Source organism: Bradyrhizobium sp. dw_78 (assembly GCF_018449525.1).
Taxonomy (GTDB): Bacteria; Pseudomonadota; Alphaproteobacteria; order Rhizobiales; family Xanthobacteraceae; genus Bradyrhizobium.
Genome location: NZ_JAAVUS010000008.1, coordinates 311,317 through 330,918 on the forward strand (window position 1 = coordinate 311,317; position 19,602 = coordinate 330,918).

The 19,602-nt window shown below is 63.1% G+C and carries 18 protein-coding genes and 1 tRNA gene; 7 read left to right on the forward strand and 12 right to left on the reverse strand.

Going from position 1 to position 19,602, the window contains the following annotated elements; genetic code table 11:
• Positions 1-31: 31 nt before the first annotated feature.
• The 5 genes from HB630_RS21350 to HB630_RS21370 all read right to left on the reverse strand — a co-directional run bounded on the left by HB630_RS21350 (position 32) and on the right by HB630_RS21370 (position 4,961).
• On the reverse strand, positions 32-283 hold the full coding sequence (locus HB630_RS21350; protein WP_213774372.1) for an exodeoxyribonuclease VII small subunit: 252 nt from the start codon (positions 281-283) through the stop codon (positions 32-34).
• Positions 284-369: 86 nt separating this feature from the next.
• Positions 370-1,296 carry a histone deacetylase family protein gene (locus tag HB630_RS21355; protein ID WP_213774373.1) on the reverse strand — a complete coding sequence of 309 codons (927 nt, stop codon included), beginning with the start codon at positions 1,294-1,296 and terminating at the stop codon, positions 370-372.
• Between the two features lie 99 nt (positions 1,297-1,395).
• A complete protein-coding gene (locus HB630_RS21360) occupies positions 1,396-3,018 on the reverse strand; it encodes a bifunctional metallophosphatase/5'-nucleotidase (RefSeq protein WP_213774444.1) in 1,623 nt (540 codons plus the stop codon).
• 105 nt (positions 3,019-3,123) lie between these two features.
• Entirely contained in the window at positions 3,124-3,885 is a 762-nt protein-coding gene (locus tag HB630_RS21365; RefSeq protein ID WP_213774375.1) for a crotonase/enoyl-CoA hydratase family protein, read from the reverse strand.
• 188 nt (positions 3,886-4,073) lie between these two features.
• Complete coding sequence (locus HB630_RS21370) at positions 4,074-4,961, reverse strand: LysR substrate-binding domain-containing protein (protein WP_213774376.1); 888 nt, start codon at positions 4,959-4,961, stop codon at positions 4,074-4,076.
• Positions 4,962-5,138: 177 nt separating this feature from the next.
• Between HB630_RS21370 and HB630_RS21375 the strand changes: the two genes are divergently transcribed.
• Complete coding sequence (locus HB630_RS21375) at positions 5,139-6,365, forward strand: ABC transporter substrate-binding protein (protein WP_249780954.1); 1,227 nt, start codon at positions 5,139-5,141, stop codon at positions 6,363-6,365.
• 97 nt (positions 6,366-6,462) lie between these two features.
• Positions 6,463-7,230: a 3-oxoacyl-ACP reductase family protein gene (locus HB630_RS21380; protein WP_213774377.1), complete on the forward strand. Its 768-nt coding sequence runs from the start codon at positions 6,463-6,465 to the stop codon at positions 7,228-7,230.
• Positions 7,231-7,286: 56 nt separating this feature from the next.
• Here HB630_RS21380 and HB630_RS28450 read toward each other — a convergent pair whose 3' ends face one another.
• Positions 7,287-7,712 (reverse strand): hypothetical protein, encoded by a 426-nt coding sequence (locus HB630_RS28450; protein ID WP_249780955.1) that lies wholly within the window; start codon positions 7,710-7,712, stop codon positions 7,287-7,289.
• A gap of 245 nt (positions 7,713-7,957) precedes the next feature.
• Here HB630_RS28450 and HB630_RS21390 point away from each other — a divergent pair, with 245 nt between their 5' ends.
• Positions 7,958-8,164, forward strand: a complete 207-nt coding sequence (locus tag HB630_RS21390) for a hypothetical protein (protein ID WP_213774379.1) — start codon at positions 7,958-7,960, stop codon at positions 8,162-8,164.
• A gap of 48 nt (positions 8,165-8,212) precedes the next feature.
• A complete protein-coding gene (locus HB630_RS21395) occupies positions 8,213-8,392 on the forward strand; it encodes a hypothetical protein (protein ID WP_213774454.1) in 180 nt (59 codons plus the stop codon).
• Between the two features lie 876 nt (positions 8,393-9,268).
• Here the strand turns inward: HB630_RS21395 and HB630_RS21400 are convergent.
• The gene (locus tag HB630_RS21400) at positions 9,269-11,047 is read right to left on the reverse strand and encodes an acyl-CoA dehydrogenase (RefSeq protein WP_213774380.1); all 1,779 of its coding nucleotides are present in this window, start codon (positions 11,045-11,047) and stop codon (positions 9,269-9,271) included.
• A gap of 112 nt (positions 11,048-11,159) precedes the next feature.
• Between HB630_RS21400 and HB630_RS21405 the strand changes: the two genes are divergently transcribed.
• Positions 11,160-11,309 (forward strand): hypothetical protein, encoded by a 150-nt coding sequence (locus tag HB630_RS21405; RefSeq protein WP_213774382.1) that lies wholly within the window; start codon positions 11,160-11,162, stop codon positions 11,307-11,309.
• 74 nt (positions 11,310-11,383) lie between these two features.
• Positions 11,384-11,458 (forward strand) — tRNA-Gln (locus tag HB630_RS21410).
• Positions 11,459-11,709: 251 nt separating this feature from the next.
• Here HB630_RS21410 and HB630_RS21415 read toward each other — a convergent pair.
• Genes HB630_RS21415 through HB630_RS21435 form a run of 5 tightly spaced genes read right to left on the reverse strand, consistent with a single transcriptional unit; the run spans position 11,710 to position 17,712 of the window.
• A complete protein-coding gene (locus HB630_RS21415) occupies positions 11,710-12,756 on the reverse strand; it encodes a BMP family protein (protein ID WP_213774383.1) in 1,047 nt (348 codons plus the stop codon).
• Between the two features lie 26 nt (positions 12,757-12,782).
• Complete coding sequence (locus HB630_RS21420; RefSeq protein WP_213774384.1) at positions 12,783-13,799, reverse strand: ABC transporter permease; 1,017 nt, start codon at positions 13,797-13,799, stop codon at positions 12,783-12,785.
• Entirely contained in the window at positions 13,796-14,827 is a 1,032-nt protein-coding gene (locus HB630_RS21425) for an ABC transporter permease (RefSeq protein WP_213774386.1), read from the reverse strand. Before HB630_RS21425 ends, HB630_RS21420 begins: the two co-directional genes overlap by 4 nt.
• Positions 14,824-16,398, reverse strand: a complete 1,575-nt coding sequence (locus tag HB630_RS21430) for an ABC transporter ATP-binding protein (RefSeq protein ID WP_213774387.1) — start codon at positions 16,396-16,398, stop codon at positions 14,824-14,826. Before HB630_RS21430 ends, HB630_RS21425 begins: the two co-directional genes overlap by 4 nt.
• Before the next feature lie 60 nt (positions 16,399-16,458).
• On the reverse strand, positions 16,459-17,712 hold the full coding sequence (locus HB630_RS21435; RefSeq protein WP_213774389.1) for a RidA family protein: 1,254 nt from the start codon (positions 17,710-17,712) through the stop codon (positions 16,459-16,461).
• Between the two features lie 634 nt (positions 17,713-18,346).
• Here HB630_RS21435 and HB630_RS21440 point away from each other — a divergent pair.
• Complete coding sequence (locus HB630_RS21440) at positions 18,347-19,345, forward strand: LacI family DNA-binding transcriptional regulator (protein ID WP_213774390.1); 999 nt, start codon at positions 18,347-18,349, stop codon at positions 19,343-19,345.
• The last annotated feature ends 257 nt before the right edge of the window (positions 19,346-19,602 follow it).

Below are 19,602 nucleotides of genomic sequence, written 5' to 3' on the forward strand. Positions count from 1 at the left end.
GGTCCGGCCCGCGGCAGCCGTCAGCAGCACGTCACTGAACGTCGAGCGGCTCGGTGCCGGTGACCTCGCCGCCGGCGTCGGTGGTGATCTTGTCGACCCGCGCTTCCGCCTGCCGCAGCAGCTCCTCGCAGCGCCGTTTCAAGGCCTCGCCGCGCTCGTAAATGACGACCGATTCCTCCAGCGGCACCTTGCCTTCCTCGAGCCGCTTGACGATCGATTCAAGTTCCTCGATCGCGCGCTCGAAGCTCAGCTTTTTGACATCCAGTTGGGTATTTTCAGCCATGCTGGTTCCCTGACGCGTTCCTCTACCGGCCTCGATTCAAGGATATCTATGCGGGCGTATTGTGGCGGCCGTGGTGCGGCGGCAATCTACCCGCCCATCAACGCGGTAACGTGTTCCGCGACCGATTCCTTCAGGCCGTCCAGATCATAACCGCCCTCGAGCACCGAGACCAGCCGTCCGCCGGCGCTCGCCTCGGCGACCTCCATCACCTTGCGCGTGACCCAGCCGAAATCCTCCGCCCGCAGGTTCAGCGACGCCAGCGGATCGCGATAATGCGCGTCGAAGCCGGCGGAGATGACGATCAATTCGGGGCTGAATTTCCTTAACTGCGGCAGGATCACGTTTTCGAACGCGGCGCGGAATTTGGCGCCGCCGTCTTCGGCGGCCAGCGGCGCGTTGACGATATTGTCGTGCTCGCCGCGCTCGCCGCTGGCGCCGGTGCCGGGAAACAGCGGCATCTGGTGCGTCGAGCAATACATCACCGTGGGATCGGCCCAGAAAATATCCTGGGTGCCGTTGCCGTGATGGACGTCGAAATCGACCACCGCGACGCGCGCGATGCCGTATGCGCGCTGGGCGTGGCGAGCGGCGATCGCCGCGTTATCGAAAAAGCAGAAGCCCATCGGCTTGTTGATCTCGGCATGATGGCCGGGCGGGCGCATGGCGACGAAGGCGTTGTGATGCGCGCCGCTCATCACCGCGTCGGCCGCCGCGACCGCGCCGCCGACGCCGCGCATCACCGCTTCCCAGGTGCCCGGCGACATCGCGGTGTCGCCGTCGAGATAGACCAGCCCGCTCGATGGCGCGATGTGCCGGAGTTCATCGACGTAATGTTCGTTGTGGCACAGCGTGACCAGATCGAGCGAGCCTTCGGGCGCGGTCCCGCGCGTGAGCTTGTCGAAGCGGCTTTCGCCCAACACCTGCTCGATGGCGCGAATCCGGTCGGGCCGCTCGGGATGTCCCGGCGGCGTCAGATGATCGAGGCTTGCCGGATGGCTGAGAAGGAGCGTCATGCGATATCCTGGCGCGGCGCGCGGGTTGCAGCTTGGCGAGGCGCTAATCTAGGCCGTTCGCAACGGCTCTGAAAGGTCCGCAACCGCCTATATCGTCGGTCAATTGATCCGCTGGATACGGCCCGCCGACGGAGGGCCGATCGGGCTGCTGGCCTGGAAATATCCGTACAGCGCGTCGCTGTCATAGGCGCCGATCTGCGGCGCGGTTCCCTGCTTGAATTCGGTGAAGCCGTCGCCTCCGACCGACAGATAATTGTTCACCGTCACCCGGTAGCTCGCCGCGGGATCGAGGCGCTTGCCGTCCAGCGCGAGGCTGTCGGCGACGATGTGGTCGCCGTAGGGTTTGGCGCCATCCCAGGTGTAGCTGAAGCCGTTCGAGACCTGGAGAATTCGCACCAGCTTCGGATCGCGCCATTGCTGTTCCAGCGCATCCTTGATCTGCGCTCCCGTCAGCGTCATCGTCACCAGCTGGTTCCGGAACGGCTGGCTTGCGAACAAATCGGCGAAGGAGACCGCACCGTCCTCCTTCTTCGCGATGTTGATGCGGATGCCGCCGGGATTGGTCAGCGCGATGACGGCCGCGCCCTTGGCGGGATCGCGGGTCGCGGCCAGTTGCGCGTCGGCGACGACATCGCCGAGCGCGCTTTCGCCGGCATCGTTGGCGCGATTGGACAGCGTTTCCGCGACCGACCCCGCGCGGCGGTTGGCGATCGGCGCGGCGAGGCGATCATAGGATTCCAATAGCGCCGTCTGGCCGGCGTCCTTGGCGGAGGCGTCGGGGTGGACGATGATGTTGTCGGCCTTGGCGCTGAGGACGTCATGCGTGGTGCGGTCGAGCTTCAGATCGATCGCGGTGACGAGGGTGCCGTATTTGTCGGCGCTGGTGACCAGCCGGCCGTCGATGGTGCAGACATAGGCCTGATGGGTGTGGCCGCTGATCACCACGTCGATCGCGGGGTCGAATTTCTTGACGATGTCGACGATGGCGCCGGAAAGGCCAGGACATTCGTTGTAATCGCCGGTCGGAATGCCGCCCTGGTGGATCAGCACGACGATGGCCTCGACGCCGTGCGACTTCAATTCCGGCACCAGCGCGTTCACGGTGTCGGCCTCGTCCTTGAATTCGAGGTCGGCGATGCCGACCGGCGAGACGATGTCCGCGGTGCCCTTCAAGGTCAGGCCGATGAAGGCCACGGGAATGCCTTCGAACTCGCGGATCTCGTAGGCAGGAAAGATCGTCTTGCCGGTGCTCTTCTCGACGGTGCTCGCCGCCAGATAATGGAATTTCGCGCCCGGAAACGGATGCGGGCCGCGGCATCCGTCGACCGGATGGCAGCCGCCGTTCTGCATCCGCTGCAGTTCGTCCTTGCCCTCGTCGAATTCGTGATTGCCGACCGAGGAGATTTCGAGCCCCATCATCGACAGCGATTCGATGGTGGGCTCGTCGTGGAACATGGCGGACAAAAAGGGGCTGGCGCCGATCAGGTCGCCCGCCGCGACGAAGATGCTGTTGGGTGACTGCGCGCGCAGCTGCTGGACCAGAGTTGCCATGGTTTCGACGCCGCCGGCGGCGACAGCGATCTTCCTGCTCTTGTCGTCGGGATCGGTGATCCGGATTCCGCCCGCAGGCGGCCGCAGATAACCATGCAGATCGTTGATGGCGAGGATCCGCAGATCCACCGGCGCGGTCTGCGCGCCAACGCGCGGCGACGCACCAGCCATGAGCGCCAGCACGAGAGCGGCGAGGATCTGAACAGGCAAACGTCTCATGGTGCGATGGTAGACGGTCCGTGCAACGATTTCACGAAGCTTATCCGCGGTCTTTGTTCACGCTCTCTTGCGCGCAAAAAACGCCTTGAACGCGGCGATCGCTTCCTTGGAGCGCATCCGTTCGCCGAACAGATGGCTTTCCTGATCAATCCGCCGGGTCAGATCTTCCGGCGGCGTTTTCAACAGCCGGCGCGAGATCGCGACCGCTTCCGCCGGCAGGTGGCAGATCTCGCGCGCGACCTTGCGGGCCTCGCCCTCGGTATGGCCGGGCGGCACCACCACATTGACGAAGCCGGCGATCAGGGCGTCGTCGGCGGTCATGGTGCGTCCCATCACCAGGGTTGCGAAGGCGCGCTGATGGCCCATCGTGCGCGGCATCAGCAGGCTGGAGGCGCCTTCCGGAACTAGGCCGAGATGGATGAACGGCGTCGAGAACGTCGCGGTGTTGCTGGCGAGCACATAGTCGCAATGGAACAGCATCGTGGTGCCGATCCCGATCGCGATGCCGTCGACCGCGGCGATGACCGGCTTGACGTTGTGCGCGAGCGAATAAAGAAATTTTACCGCGTTGGAGGCGCGCGGCCCGTCATCGTTCGACGTGCTTTCGTTGAGGAATTCCTCGAGATCGTTGCCGGCGGTGAACACGCCCGATCCGCCGGTGATGATGAGGCAGCGGATCGCCGGATTGTTCTGGGCGGTGTCGATGGCATCGCTCATCCGGCGATACATGTCCTGCGTGATCGCATTCTTCTTTTCGGGCCGACGCAGCTTGATCACCCGCATCGCGCCTTCGTCGGAGACTATCAGATGATCCGTCATGGTCGTTGTCCCTGAAAAGCTCGCGGGCCAGCTGCGGGCGAGTCCTTACGGTTGCAGCCTACATCAACTCCCCGACAGGCCAAACCGCCGGGTATGGGTTTTCAACGGCGGCCGAACGGCATGCGGAGCGGGCGGGGCGGTTAACGGGAATTCACCATCTCACGGCGATGTCGGCGAAGCCGTGCGACCTAACTGAACGCCTCGATCAGCATCTTGCAGGCCGGTTTGCAGGCGCTCGAATTCCACACCATCTGCGTGGTGATGCACGGCGCCGGATTCGCGATCGGCATCAGCTTGACGCCGTCGCGTTGCAGCGCACGCCAGCTCTGCGGCCCGATGCTGACACAGCCGAGGCTCGACACCGCGAACAGGATGGTGGGAAGTTCGCTCGCCTCATGGGCGATCAGAGGCTCGAAGCCCGCGGCGCGATAAAGCGACATGTAAAAATCATGCGCGGCGGGATCGCGTTCCCGCGCCAGATTGACCACCGGCTCGCCTTCGAGCTCGGAAATCGAGATCTCGGTCCTGGCCGCAAGACGATGATCCGACGGCAGCAGGCAGATCACCGGCTCGGTATGCACGCTTTTGAACGAAAGGCCCGGCGAGCGCGCTTCGGAACGGACAAAGCCGATGTCGATCTGTCCGCGGCGCAGCGCCTCCAGCTGATCGCGGCCGCCCATCTCGACGAATTTGAAATCGAGCTCCGATCCGGTGGCGCGCGCGACCTGAATGAAATTCGGCAGCACTTCGAGGGTGACCGCGCCGATGGTCCCGATGGTGATCACGCCGCTGCGGCCTTCCTGCATGGCGCGGGCGCGGCGCACCAGTTGATCGGCCCGGGCCAACAGTTCCTTGCCTTCCAAATGCACCACGCGCCCCGAAGCCGTCAGCGCCACCGCCCGCCGCGTGCGCTCCAGCAATTTGGTGCCGAGCTGCCGCTCAAGCTCCTGGATCCGCAGGCTGACGGCCGACTGCGTGGTGTTCAGCCGGTCGGCCGCGCGCCGATAGTGCAGTTCTTCGGCGACCGCGACGAATGTGCGCATCAACCGGAGCTCGACGGACATCGCTGTGTTCATGATTTCTCATCCTGTGATCGGGTTGGCGGGCTTTTGGGGGACGCACAAAGCGGCTATCATTGTGAAAAGCATAGGCAATCGGGCGTCCTGAATCGCCGTCGGTCCTGACCGGACAGGCTAGCGGATTAGGCATCGGCCGTCTTGAGCCAAGAAAGTCGAAGGGGATTGGGAGGATTTATGATTAAAATGCATCGCTTAGGGCCGATCGCGGTTGGCCTGCTTCTCTCGCTGCAGGCCGCGCCGCCGGCTATGGCGGAAATTCCTGGCAAACTGTTGAAAATCGGGGTGCTGACCGACATGTCCGGCCCGTTTTCCGAGCAGGCCGGCAAGGGTTCCGTGGTCGCGGCCGAACTGGCGGCGGAGGATTTCCGCAAGGAGGCCGGCGACCTCAAGGTCGAGATCGTCTCGGCGGATCACCAGAACAAGGTCGATGTCGGCACTGCGCTGGCGCGCTCCTGGCTCGACCGCGACGGCGTTACCGCCGTGGTCGATCTGCCGAATTCGGGCGTGGCGCTTTCGATCAGCAGTCTTCTCAACGAAAAGAACCGGGTGACGCTGGCCTCGACCGCCGCGACCTCCGAACTGACCGGCAAGGAGTGCAAACCCACCACGGTGCAGTGGGATTGGGACACTTGGGCGCTCGGCAACGCGATGGCGCGCGTGGTCACCGCGGCCGGCGGCAAGCGCTGGTTCTTCATCTCGTTCGACTACGCACTCGGCAGGTCGCTCGAAAAGGACACCACCGATGCGCTCGGCCCGCTCGGCGGCACGGTGCTCGGCGGCGTCAAGCATCCTCTCAACACGATGGACTTCTCCTCCTACATCCTGCAGGCGCAATCCTCGGGCGCCGACGTCATCGCGCTCGGCGATACCGGAACCGATGCGGTCAGCGCCATCAAGCAGATGGGAGAGTTCGGCATCCTGACCGGCAAGACCCGGCTGGCGGCGCTATTCCTGCTGCTGACCGACGTGCAGGCCATCGGGCCGCAGCAGGCCCAGGGCACGCTGCTGGCCGAGCCGTTCTACTGGGACCTCAACGACAAGACCCGCGCCTTCTCCAAGCGGTTCGGCGAGCGCATGAACGGCCAAATGCCGACCACCGATCATGCGGGCGTCTATTCGGCCACGCTGGCCTATCTGCGCGCCGCCAAAGCCGCCGATACCATCGAGGGCGACAAGGTCGTCGCCGAGATGCGGAAGTCGACGATCGATGACGATCTGTTCGGCCCGACGAAAATCCGCATCGACGGCCGCGCCGTTCACAGCATGTATGTGTTCCAGGTCAAGACGCCGGCGGAATCCAAAAACAAGTACGACCTCTACAAGCTGGTGCGCGAGATCCCGGCGGAGCAGGCGTTCCGGCCGCTCAATGCCGGCGGCTGCAACCTGGTGCCGCCGACCTGACGGATCAATCCGCTCGCTTCTCGCGCGCGAACAACAACCAGATGCCGTCGCTTCGGCGACGGCGTCTTCTCCAACAGCGAACAATAACGGATTACGCATGACCCAGCGTTCATCAAGACTGGCCGGCAAGGTCGCGATCGTCACCGGCGCCGCGCAAGGCATCGGCAGAACCTATGCCGAGGAACTGGCGAAAGCCGGCGCCGCCGTGGCCGTGTCGGACGTGGGGCTCCCGACCGCAACCGCCGAGGCGATCCGCAGCGCCGGCGGCAAGGTGATCGAGGTGGTGGCCGACGTCACCGACCGCGCATCGCTGGACAGGCTGGCCGACGCCACCGTCAAGGCGTTCGGACGGCTCGATATTCTCGTCAACAATGCCGCCCTGTTCGGAAAGCTGACGATGCAGAATTTTGCCGAGATTCCCGTGGAGGAATGGGACCGCGTCATGGCGGTCAATGTCCGCGGCACCTGGCAGAGCATCGCCGCCGTCACGCCTGCCATGAAGGCTGCCGGCGGCGGCAAGATCATCAACATCTCGTCCGGCACGGTGTTCAAGGGCAGCCCGTATTTGCTGCACTACGTCACCTCCAAGGCGGCGGTGATCGGCCTCACCCGCTCGGTGGCGCGCGAACTCGCCGCCGACAAGATCTGCGTCAACGCCATCGCGCCCGGTCTCGTCATGAGCGAGGCGGTGCAGTCGCATCCAGGTTGGGGCGAGGTTGCGGCATCGATCGTGGCGAGCCGGGCGATCAAGCGCGACTCCACGCCCGACGACCTGATCGGCGCGCTGCTGTTCCTGGCCTCCGACGATGCCAATTTCGTCACCGGACAGACCATCGTGGTCGACGGCGGATCGGTGATGCACTGAACGCGGCTTGGAAACCGGGCGGCGAGATCGAAGCAACTGGAAGGAAGCGGCGGGTCTTATCTGCCGACCGTCACGCCCGCAGTGCTGCCCAAGGCGTCCTCGAGGCTTGTGGCATTCTTGTCGTCAAGAACCTGCCGCGTTAGCACGGTGGTTTGCCCGGAGATATTGAGGATCGGCTGGCTGTCTCGCGGCGACGAAAGACGATCGGCTTTATAAGGCGCTGCCGGATCGGCATAGGGGTCGCGGTCGGCAGCCAGCGTCCGTGCGGCTTTTGGTTTCCGGTTCGCCGCACGCAAGGTTCTCTTGAGCGTGGTTTCCTTGTGCGTGGTTTCGGATCGCGGCGAGGAGGGTGAGTCTTGAACCGGCGCTAGCGTGTGACGCGGCCGTCCATCACCGGCGGCCAATGTTCCGCCCGAGAGGCAGAGGGCAACAACCGCTACCGCGGCCACTCGCAACATTCCAGCGGGCATGTTGTCCTCCATCTCGGCGCAATCAGCATAGGGCAGATTAGTGTAGCGTAATCCGCCTCTAACCCTAATCAGTATAGTTGGTTATAACCAACCCCGATCAGAGGCGCTTTTTTCGCCATTGTTGCCGTCTCGCGTTGCGGCGGATTACGCTATGCTAATTCGCCTTACTACTTACAGTCCTCCGCTGGAGGAACCGCAAGTCGTTGCATTGCCGCACGGTCCACGCTACAGCAGGCGCAAATTCCAGAGGTAGACACATGTCCTATGCCTACAAGTTGAATGAAGACGTTCACCACCAGCGCCAGGGGCCACAAGGCCGTGCTGAAAATGAACCGCCGATGATTTACACCATCGTTCAGCGCATGCCCATCGAGTCGGATGGACGTCTCCGATACCGCATCAAGAGCAAATCGGAGAATGTCGAGCGCGTCGTTACGGAAGATCAGCTCTCGTATTCTCAGTGATCTCGTTTTCAATGATCTGGCGCGTTTGGTGACGGTAGGAGTCTGGTGGTGCTGAATGACCGCGAAAATATCCTGAACGCGCTGCGCGAGAAGCCGCTCAAAGTCTACGAAGTCATGAGACGCGCCAATGTCGCGAATGAGGAAGCCTGCCAGTCGCTGCTGCTGAAAATGCGGGACGAAGGCCTGGTGAAGTTCGATATCCACAAGGGGCGATGGCTGATCGGCTGATTGCGCGATATCGCGGCTGCCGTTCCGCGCTGATCACATAAAACGCGCGGCGCACGTCACGGCCCGTCGCGGAACATGTTCAGCCACGTCGTCCGGCGAGATTGATTTGTTGAACGGGATCAATCCGATGCGGGCGGTCCAGTCCTGCTTGTACAAAATATTCCTGTTTTCGCGCCCCCCAAATCAGTTCTAGAAGCCCCGCCGTTCCGTTCCCGAAAGAGGGGCGTTGGCCATCGTCACGAACGTTGGGGCGGAATGCGGTGGACGCGGCAGCGTCGGGCGCGCAAGGCAATCGCAGGGCGGGTCTCATGGCTCGTGAGCGATCGAGCGGCGCGGACGAACGGCGCTGTTGCGGACGGCGAAGCCGTGTGGTCCTGACACCCGTTGCTGGTGCCAAGTTGGTGATAATGCCTGCGCATCACGAGTGACGATGCTTCGCATCGCACTGAAGTGATATCGCTCCGCATCACACCGATGACGGTGACAAGACGAATTCGTCGCCGGGGAGAGCGCGAAATAAGCCGTTAAAACCATTGCGCAGGGAAGGCCGGCCTAGCCCGGTACACCTGTGGTGACGAACTCGTGTGCTTTTTACTTTGCACGCGAGGCTGCGGGTGCGGCGGGCACCCGGCTTTCCCTGCGCCCTCTATGTTGAGAGGCGAGAAGTTCATGCATGACTCGGGCGCAACCGCGCCGCGAGAATATGGACCCGCGTCTCACGCACCGGCGTCGTCCCGGACAAGCGAGCTTTGCGAGCGCGATCCATAATCACGAATGTTCATGTGGTGCGGGCGCGGGCCGCGCTTGCAACAGGCATCGGTGGTTATGGGTTCCCGCGTTCGCGGGAACGGCGAGACGAGGATGAGAGCGGCTAAGTTACCCCAGCAGCACCGCATCCGCGCCGGTCACGGCGTCGGCGCCTTCCATCACGGTGTGCTCCAGCGAAGGCGCCTGCACCGTGATGCTTTCGGCGAAGAACCGCGCCAGCGTGACGTAGCGTTCGGGATTGCCGTCGCCGATATTGCGCGCGGCGAGCGCCTCATTAGCCAGCATGCAGCCGCCGAGCGTCGCGCCGAACAGCCTGAGATAAGGCGTCGCGCCCGCCAGCGCCTCATTCGGCGCCGAGGTGATGCGTTCCAGGAGCCAGCGGCTGGCGCGGTCGAGCGAGATCAACGCCTCGCGCAGTTTGGCGCCGGTGGCGCCGAACGCAGGATCGTTCGATGTTTCAACGCGGATGACGATTTCGGTGAGTTCGCCGAGCAAGGTCCAGACCGCCGCGCCACCATTGGCGGCGAGCTTGCGGGTGACGAGGTCGATCGCCTGGATGCCGTTGGTGCCCTCATAGATCGCGGTGATGCGCGCGTCGCGATAATGCTGCGCGGCGCCGGTCTCCTCGATGAAGCCCATGCCGCCATGGACCTGCACGCCGAGATAGGCCACCTCGTTGCCGATGTCGGTGGCGAAGGCCTTGGCGATCGGCGTCAGCAGCGCGCCGCGGGCGGCGGCATCGGTCCGCACCTTGGCGTCCCCGGCGCGCACGGAGACATCGAGCGCGACCGCGGTGGCGTAGCAGATCGTGCGCGCGGCCGCGGTAAGGGCGCGCATCTGCATCAGCATCCGCTTGACGTCGGGATGCACGATGATCGGATCGGAGCCGTCGCCCTTGTTGCCGACGGCGCGGCCCTGGCGGCGTTCCTGCGCATAGGCCAGTGCCAGTTGGTAGGCGCGATCGGCGACGCCGACGCCTTCGAGGCCCACCCCCAGCCGCGCCTGGTTCATCATCGTGAACATGCACTGCATGCCCCTGTTTTCCTCGCCGATCAGGTAGCCGATGGCGCCGCCGTGATCGCCCATCGTCATGGTGCAGGTGGGGGCGGCATGCATGCCGAGCTTGTGTTCGATGCCGGTCGGATAGATGTCGTTGCGCGGCCCCAGCGAGCCGTCGGCATTGACCAGGAATTTCGGAATCAGGAACAGCGAAATGCCCTTGGTGCCCGCGGGCGCATCGGGCAGGCGCGCCAGCACGAAATGCACGATATTATCGGTCATGTCGTGGTCGCCATAGGTGATGAAGATTTTGGTGCCCTTGATGCGATAGGAGCCGTCGGCGGCGCGCTCGGCCTTCGTGCGCAGCGCGCCGACATCGGAGCCCGCCTGCGGCTCGGTGAGCTGCATGGTGCCGGTCCACTCGCCGGAGACGAGCTTTTCGAGATAGATCTTCTTCAGTTCATCACTGCCGTGGGCGTCGAGCGCCTCGATCGCGGAAAGCGTCAACAGCGGGCAGAGGCCGAAAGCGACATTCGAGGCGCTCCAGATCTCGGTGCAGGCGGCGTTGATGGCGAGCGGCAGGCCCTGGCCGCCGAAGGCTTCCGGTCCCGACACCGCGTTCCAGCCGGCCGCCGTCCAGCGCTTATAGGCGTCGGGCCAGCCCGGCGCGGTGGTGACCTTGCCGCCTTCGAGCTTGATGCCGTGTTCGTCGCCGATTTGGTTGAGCGGCGCCAGCACGTCGGAGGCGAATTTGCCGGCTTCCTCCAGCACGGCGGCGGCGATATCGCCGTCGAAATCGCCATAATGTCCGGCCTTGACGGCGGCCTCGAGGCCCGCGCCGTGGTTGAGCGCAAGCAGCATGTCGTTGATCGGCGCGCGGTAGCTCATGAGGGGCCTCGCTGGGGATCGTGGAGCGGGTGCCGTCTTCCCACGAAACCGCCATTCTCTCAACTCTTCCGAGCAGCGGCCGGCCTGTCCCGGACCGGTTCCGGAGCGGAAAATGGCGGGCCGTTCCGGCGGGACCGGCGTTCCGCGCCGCCGTGAACGCATTATTATGGGGAGGGCCATTACAGAGGCGGGGACGGGCATCAAAGGCGGCGACGGGGAGCCTGATTTCGCCAAAAATCAGGCCACTGCCTTGTTGAAATGATGAAGCTCCGTCTGTAGACCGGCATGGCCAGAGAGACGGCGCGGCCATCGTCCCGCACTTTCCGGACGGCCTGTTGGGGCGTAGCCAAGCGGTAAGGCAGCGGATTTTGATTCCGCCATTCGGAGGTTCGATCCCTCCCGCCCCAGCCAGCATGCCCATAACCTATTGAGAAGAATCAATTTCTTGGCGTCGGCTGGGGAATTGATCAGCGACTGTATCACGCGCCTGTAGTGCAGCACCATAGCTAGAAGACTCGCCCCGCCCTTACCTTGGGTCGATATTCCAAATCCATACCCTTACCTGCTTGGGCTATCGTCAGATTTGACGCGCGGAGGCTGCGAGGCATCTTCAAAAACCAGGGCCGGGATTTCTCCCGACCCATTCGATCAGCGCCATCCCGCTACTTTGCCTTCAACGCTGCCAAATCATATTTCTCCGACTGACCCGGGTCCGAAAGCGCAGGCACTTTGATCTCGCCGGACTTGATGGAGACCATCAAGGCCTGCACCTCCTTGGCGACGTCGGGCGGGACCGTCTTGGCGAGATCGGGGTTCATGGCGAGATCGCCGATGCCGCCGGCCATGCCAACGGAGTAGACCTTGTCAGCCACCAACGTGCCCGAAACCGAACCGGTGACCATGTTTTCGACCAACAGCGGAATGTTGGCGAGTGCGCTTGCCAGCACGGTCTTCGGAGCGAGTTTCGATTGGTCGGAATAGGAGGCGATCGCCAGATTGCCGTTGGTCTCGGCGGCGGCGTAGATGCCGCGCGAGGCTTGGTCGGTCGCGCTGTAGATCACGTCCGCGCCGCTATCGATTTCCGCCTGGGCGGCTTCCTTGGCCTTACCCGCATCGTCAAAACTATTGATGTAGTTCGAGAAGGTCTTGATCTTGGGATTGCCGTAGCGCGCGCCGAGCCGGAAACCTTCCGCCTGCCAGGTGATGTTGGAAAAATTGAAGCTAGCCACCACGCCGACTGCGCCGGACTTGCTCATCTTCGATGCCAGATAGCCGGCTACGAAAGAAATATCCTGCATGGCTGGAATGTAGGTCCAGACATTCTTGACCGACTTCGGCGCGACCACGATCAGGAAATTGGTGTTCGGAAAATCCTTTCCGGCGTTATAGGCAGCATCGGCATAGGTGCCGCAGTGCAGGATCACCGTCTGGTATCCCTTGGTCGCATAGTCTCGGGCCGCGACCTCAGCCTGCGAGGGTGACAGGCTTTCGCTGTAATCGATCGTGACGTTGGTACCCGATTTTGCCAGCGCGTCCTTGGCCGCCTTGACGCCGTCGTAGCCGGCCTCGCTCCACGAGCCGTCATTGACCTGACCGCAGGGAATGTAGGCGACCTTGACGTCCTTGGCCCAGAGCGAGGTGGTCGCCAGCAGGGAAGCTGTCCCCGCCAGCAGTGCGATCCGTAGGCGCTTCACGTTTTTCGTTGCCATCTTCCATCTCCTCATTTTGGTCAGCCTCATGAATGCTCCTGAGGGACCGGGTGTATGGCTGCACGATCAGCCGGGATCGGTTTTCGCTGCCGGCGCGAGAAGTGGCGCAGCGGATAAGGTTTGTTGATCGCCGCCGGATAGCCGGCGCGTCCGGCGACGAACGCCACGACGATGATGGTGAGGATGTAGGGCAGGCCGATCAGGAACGGGCTCGGGATCGCTGCACCAGAGACCTGAAGCCGCAACTGAAAGGCGTCCACCACTCCAAACAGCAGCGCCGCGACCGCGACCCGCCACGGCCGCCAGCCGCCGAACACCACGATCGCCAGCGCGATGAACCCGCGGCCGGCGATCATGCCGTCGACATAGGCTCCGATCTGGACCACCGCGAGAATGGCGCCGGCAAGGCCTGCCATCGCGCCGCCAATCGCTGCCGCCTGCAGACGAAGAAACCAGATGTTGATGCCGGCGCTGTCGACGGCTTCGGGATTTTCGCCGGCGGCCCGCACGCTCAATCCCCATGGCGAACGCTCGAGCAGGAACCAGAACAGCGGGATCAGCAGATACACGGCGTAGACGATCGGCGACTGCGCGAAGAACGGTCGGCCAATCACCGGCAGGTCGCTCAGCCAGGGCACGCGAAACACCGGAATCGCGGCAAGTTGCGCGACGACATGGGCGGAAGCAAAAATGCTGGCATATAAAAAGCTCGCAAGGCCGAGCAGCAGAATGTTCATCACAATGCCGGTGACGATCTGATCGGCGCCGCGGAAAATGGTGAGGAAGCCGAACACCAGGCTTGCCGCGAGGCCTGCCATTGCCGCCGCCAGCAGTCCCGCCCAGCTATGTCCGGTCCAGTAGGCCACGAGAAAGCCGACGATCGCCCCCAGCGCCATCATGCCTTCGAGCCCGACATTGAGAACGCCGGCACGTTCGGATACCGCTTCGCCGAGGCTGGCAAATACCAGCGGTGTGGCGACCCTGACACCCGCCGCCAGCAAGGGAATCCAGAAAGTGAGTTCAAGCAGCGACGCCCACGTCATGCGCGCCGCTCCAGGAGTCGGGTCGCGAGCACCAGCAGGATCAACACCGCTTCCAGGATCGAGACGAGCGAAACCGGAATACCCATCGCCCGCTGCATGCCGCCCGAGCCGACACTCAAGGCTGCCAACGCGAAGGCGACGATGACGGCCCACAGCGGATTGAGCCGGGCGAGCAGCGCCACGACGATGCCGGTATAGCCAAAGCCGGGTGACAGCCCATTCGGCAGATTGTGGTAGATGCCGGCCACCTCGCCGAAGCCGGCAAGGCCGGCGAGGCCGCCGGCACATGAGAAGCTGACAAACCTGATCTTGTTGACCGGCATGCCGGCATAGCGTGCCGCGTCGATGTTCTGGCCGATGGTGCGCAGCTGGTAGCCGAACACGGTCCGGCGCAGCACAAAGGAGAGCAGCGCGGCCGCGGCGATGGCGACCAGGAAATTGGCGTTGAGGCGCGTTCCCGGGACCAGTATCGGAAGAAATCCCGCTGACACGATCGGCGCGGTGGCTGGCGTTATGCCCGAAGCCCAGGGGCCGCCAACCAGATAGGTAGCGATCGTGACGGCCAGGAAGTTCATCATGATGGTGACGATGACTTCGCTCGCTCCGAAGCGCAGCCGCAGCACGGCCGGCACCGCGGCCCACGCCGCGCCCGCGGCGAACGCCGCCACCGCCATGACCGGCAGCAGCACGGGAGGCAGCATCCCAAACCGGTTGAAGCCGAGCCCGACGGTTGCGATGGCGCCAAGGTAGAGTTGACCGTCGGATCCCAAATTCCACAGGCCGCAGCGGAACGCGATAATGACCGACAGCGAGGTGAGAATGATAGGCGTCGCATAGACCAAGTCTTCGGTCAGGGCATTGACCGAACCGAACGCGCCCTTGAGAATTTGCGCATAGGCGCCGATCGGGTTGATCCCGATCGGGAGCAGCACCAGACCGGTCAGGGCCATCGATGCCAGCACCAGTCCTGTTCCTTGCGCGAACGGCCGCCAGCGCTCGGTCACAGCCGAATCGACATGGACGCTCATGCAGCACCTGCTGGGCGGTCCGCAGAGCCGAGCATCGCGGCGCCGATAGTTTCGATCGTGGGCTTGTCCGGTAGCGCTGTGACGCGGCCCTCCCGCATCACCACGATGCGATCGCTGAGCGCGATGATCTCGTCGAGTTCGGTCGAGATCAGCAGGATGGCGACACCGGCCGAGCGTTGCTCGATCAATTGCCGATGCACATAGTCGATGGCGCCGACGTCCAGTCCGCGGGTGGGCTGCACCGCGATCAGCAGCCGCGGGCGACGCGCGAGCTCGCGCGCCAGCACCAGCTTCTGCTGGTTGCCGCCAGACAGACTGCGCATCGGTGCTTCCCGGCCGCTGCAGCGGATCTGGAAGACGTCGATCAGCCGGTCGGTGAACTGAATCACCGCATGGCGGTCGATGATTCCGCGTTGCTGGAAGGCCGGTGTTTGGTGGTCGACCAGGATCGCATTGTCGGTCAGCGGAAAATCCAGCACCACGCCGTCGCGGTGGCGGTCTTGCGGAATATGCGCGACGCCGGCCGCCAGGATCTCGGCCGCAGGAAAATTGGTGATCGCGTCGCCGCACAAGATAACGTCGCCGGCCGACACGTGGCGCAGCCCGGCAATGGCCTCGGCCAATTCCTGCTGGCCGTTCCCTTCGACCCCGGCGACGCCGACAATTTCGCCCGCGGCGATCTTTAGATTGATGTCCCGCAATTCGCCCCGGCCGGCCTGGGCGGCGACGCAGGCATTCAGCAATTCAAGTACGGTGCTGCCGGGCGTCAATTGCGGCCGGCTGACCGATGCCGGAAGGCTGCGCCCGACCATGTGCATCACGAGTTCGGACGAGGTGATCTGATCGGTCCGCCAGGTTCCTACCACGCGTCCCCTGCGCATCACGCTGACGCGGTCGCTGAGCTCCATTGCCTCGGGCAGCTTGTGCGTTACGATGAAGATGCCGTGGCGGTCCTGCGCAAGTTCACGCAGCGTCAAGCCCAGCGCCTTGATCTCCTGCGGGGTTAGCACCGCCGTCGGCTCGTCGAGGATCAGCACGCGCGCGCCCCGAACCAGCGCTTTGAGGATTTCCACCCGCTGCTGTTCGCCCACCGAGAGCTTGCCGACCGGCCGCTGCAGATCGACCTCGATGCGGTATTGTGCGGCCAATGCGGCGATCTCGGCCGCAACCGCGCGCCGATCGGTCATAAGGCCGCCGAACCGGCGGTTTCCGAGGATAAGATTTTCCAGCACGGTCAGGCTCGGGACCAGCATGAAGTGCTGGTGAACCATCGCGATTCCTGCGGCGATCGCATCGGCAGGCGAGCCGATCTTCAGAACAGTGTCATCGATGGCGACATGGCCAGCGTCAGGCAGCTCCATGCCGTAGAGTATTTTCATGATGGTCGATTTGCCGGCGCCGTTCTCGCCCAGCAGCGCGTGAATCTCCCCGGCATTTAGATCGACGGAAACCGCATCGTTGGCGATCACCGCCCCGTAGCTCTTCGAGACGTTGACCGCTTCAAACCGCCACGGCTGTGCCGAGGCTTGATCGGATCTGGCGATGCCTTGCAGCGTTGGACGGGAACCCATGGCGATTTACCCAGGCGACTTGCTTTGAAGAATTTCAGCGGCGGCCAAACTTCCGTTGTCTCAGCGGACTCCGATGACGTCGATTTCGATCAGGGAGTCCTTGATCAGCAGCCCGGTGGTTCCGATGGTGGTGCGCGGCGGCGGCACCGCGAAATATTGCCGCCACACCTCGTCGAAGCCTGCGAAATCATTGAGGTCGATCAGGAACACCTGGGCCTTGACGACCTGTTCGAGCGAACTGCCGGCGGCGGCGAGCGTTCGCTTGAGGTTTTCCAGGATGTATTTGGTCTGAAGCTTGATGTCGGAGCCGTAGAAAGGGAAGTTCGGGTCCTTGCGGGCTTCCTTGGGCACGCCGGCGGTGAAGTCGGTCGCGAGCTGGCCGGCGGCGAAGACAAAGCTGCCCACCGTCACGGCTTCGGAATAATTTGCCAGCGGTTTTGGATTGCCGGTGTCAGCAATGATTTCGTGCTTGGTTGCACCATCGGCGACGTAGGCGATCAGATCGATTTCGATCAGCGCGTCCTTGATCAACAGATCGGTCACGCCGACCGTGGTGCGCGGCGGCGGCACCTTGAAATATTCGCGCCATACTTCATCGAACCCGGCGAAGTAATCGAGACTGGTCAGGAATACCTGCGCTTTGACGACATGATCGAGGCTGGTGCCGGCGGCCGCGAAGGTGGTTTTGAGGTGGTCCAGAATGTACCGGGTCTGAAGCTTGATGTCGGACCCATAGAAAGGAAAGTTCGGGTCCTTGCGGGCTTCCTTGGGCACGCCGGTCTTGAAGTCGGTGGCAAGCTGGCCCGCGGCGAAGACCAAATCGCCGACGCGGGTGGCTTCGGAATAGGCGGCCAGCGGCTTAGGATTTGACGAACTGACGGCAATCAGGCCGCCGCCCTCGGCCAGTGCGCTGATCAGGTCGATCTCGATCAGCGCATCCTTGATCAATAGACCTGACGTGCCCACTGTAGTGCGGGGCGGTGCCACGACAAAGAACTCGCGCCACACCTCGTCGAAACCGGCGAAATCCCGAAGGTCGGTCAGAAAAACCTGGGCCTTCACGACGCGGTCAAACGAACTCCCCGCAGCCTCAAGGGTGTTTTTCAGATGCTTCAGGATGAAGCGGGTCTGCAGCTTGATGTCCGAACCGTAGTACGGAAAGTTCGGATCCTTGCGGGCCTCCGCCGGCACGCCATCCCTGAAGTCGGTCGCCAACTGCCCTGCCAGGAATGCCAGGCCGCCGACGGCGATCGCTTCGGTGTAGTGGGCCAACGGCTTTGGATTACTGGACGTTATGGCGCGACGCTCGGTCATTGGATGCTCATGGGATTTGTTGTCGGAAATCGAATGGGATGACGGCACGGAACGCGGTGGCCTGCTGATCGCGCTGCCTGCGATGCGATGCGACCATGCCGCGGAAGCACCTTGGCGACGCTGCCGGACGATCTGGTGGTAGGCCGTTCATCTGCGAAGTGCTCTGCGGCTCGGCGGCTTGCCGTGGCTCCATTGTCGATGACGGAAGGAAGGCTCACAAGATCAAATTGCATGCGCATGCAAAGCTGCATTTGACCATTTTATAAGCAAAATATGGATAAATACGGAGGATTTGCCCTGATTATTTCCTCGGGCTTGCTGACACGGCTGCAATCAATGACTGCGAATGCATATTTGGCGCGTGTGAGGGTGATGATATCGGCGGCGCGAGATCAGTTTGGCCTCGGATAATAGCCATATTGTCGGATGCATTCGCATGCAGTTGACGCCATTTTTGGCGTCCACTAAGCAGGGCCAATATATCGGTCGATTCTGAGCCGGCGCCCTTGCCATGCGTCGGGACGCGCAGGGCAAAACGCGGACACAACTTGGCCTCCACGAGTGGCGGGACTGAAGCAACATGGATGAATCCACTCGTGCCAAACGGCAGCGCCAGCGTGTCACCGCTGACGAAGTGGCCCGCGTGCTTGGTGTATCGCAGTCGACCATTTCGCGGGCCTTCACCGCTACCGCCAGCATTTCCGAGGAGATGCGCACCCGCGTGATGACGACCGCAGCGGAGCTTGGCTACCAGCCCAATGTCATCGCCCGCAGCCTGATGACGCGGCGCACCAACATCGTCGCCATCGTGCTGCCCAACCTCACCGACCCGTTTTACGCGGTGGTGCTCGACGAGCTTACGCAACGACTGCAGCCGCGCGGCTGCCAAACTCTGCTGTTCGTGCCGACGCCCGGGCAGGAAGTAGATGAGATCCTACCGACCCTGCTGCAGTATCAAGTCGATGGTATCATCATCACGTCGGCGACCGTTTCATCCGCCATGGCGCGGGCCTGTGCCAAGCGCGAAACGCCCGTGGTGCTGCTCAACCGCTACGTACCCGGATTGGAGATCCATGCGGTGTCCTGCGACAACGTCGCCGGCGGCCGTCAGATGGCAGAATTTCTACTCGGCCAGCATCATCGTCGTCCGGCCTTCGTCGCCGGCCAACTGGGGGCCTCCACCAGCATGGACCGGCAAAGCGGGTTTGTCAGCCGGTTGCAGGACGACGGCGTCGAATGTGTAATCGAGCAGGGCGGCGACCATACTTACCAGGCCGGATTCGATGCCGCGCTGCGGCTGATGCGTCGTTCCGATCCGCCCGATGCGATCTTCTTCACCAGCGACATCATGGCGTTCGGCGGTATGGACGCGCTTCGCAGCAACGGTTTCATCATCCCGGATCATGTTTCGATCGCGGGATTCAACGGCGTGCCCCTCGCAGGCTGGGCCGCTTACGACCTGACCACGATCCGCCATCCGTTTTCGCAGATGGCTGATGCCGCGCTCGAACTGCTCGGTTTCGGCGACGCCGAAGTCACGCAGTCACCAACCACCCGTCTGATTCATGGAACACTGATGGATCGGGGCTCCACGATGTCGCGCTCGCCTGAACGGACACGTGTCCGGGGGTGAGATGTGCCGGCCCGTCGTTGCGGTGTGGCATATAGCATCAGACTGATTGCAGCCCCTTTTTTGCCAACTCAATCTTCGCCTTATGCTCGCCGATGAGCGGCAATGGATCTGCGGCGAATGTTTCGGTGCCGCGGATCTGGTCCTCTCTCATACCCTATGGTTCCTCACGGATCCTAGCGGGCGTCTCGCGCATGAGCTCGACGGTTTTTCGCATCTTGCTGCGTGGGAGCGCTCGGGCACGGACCCCGGAGCGAACT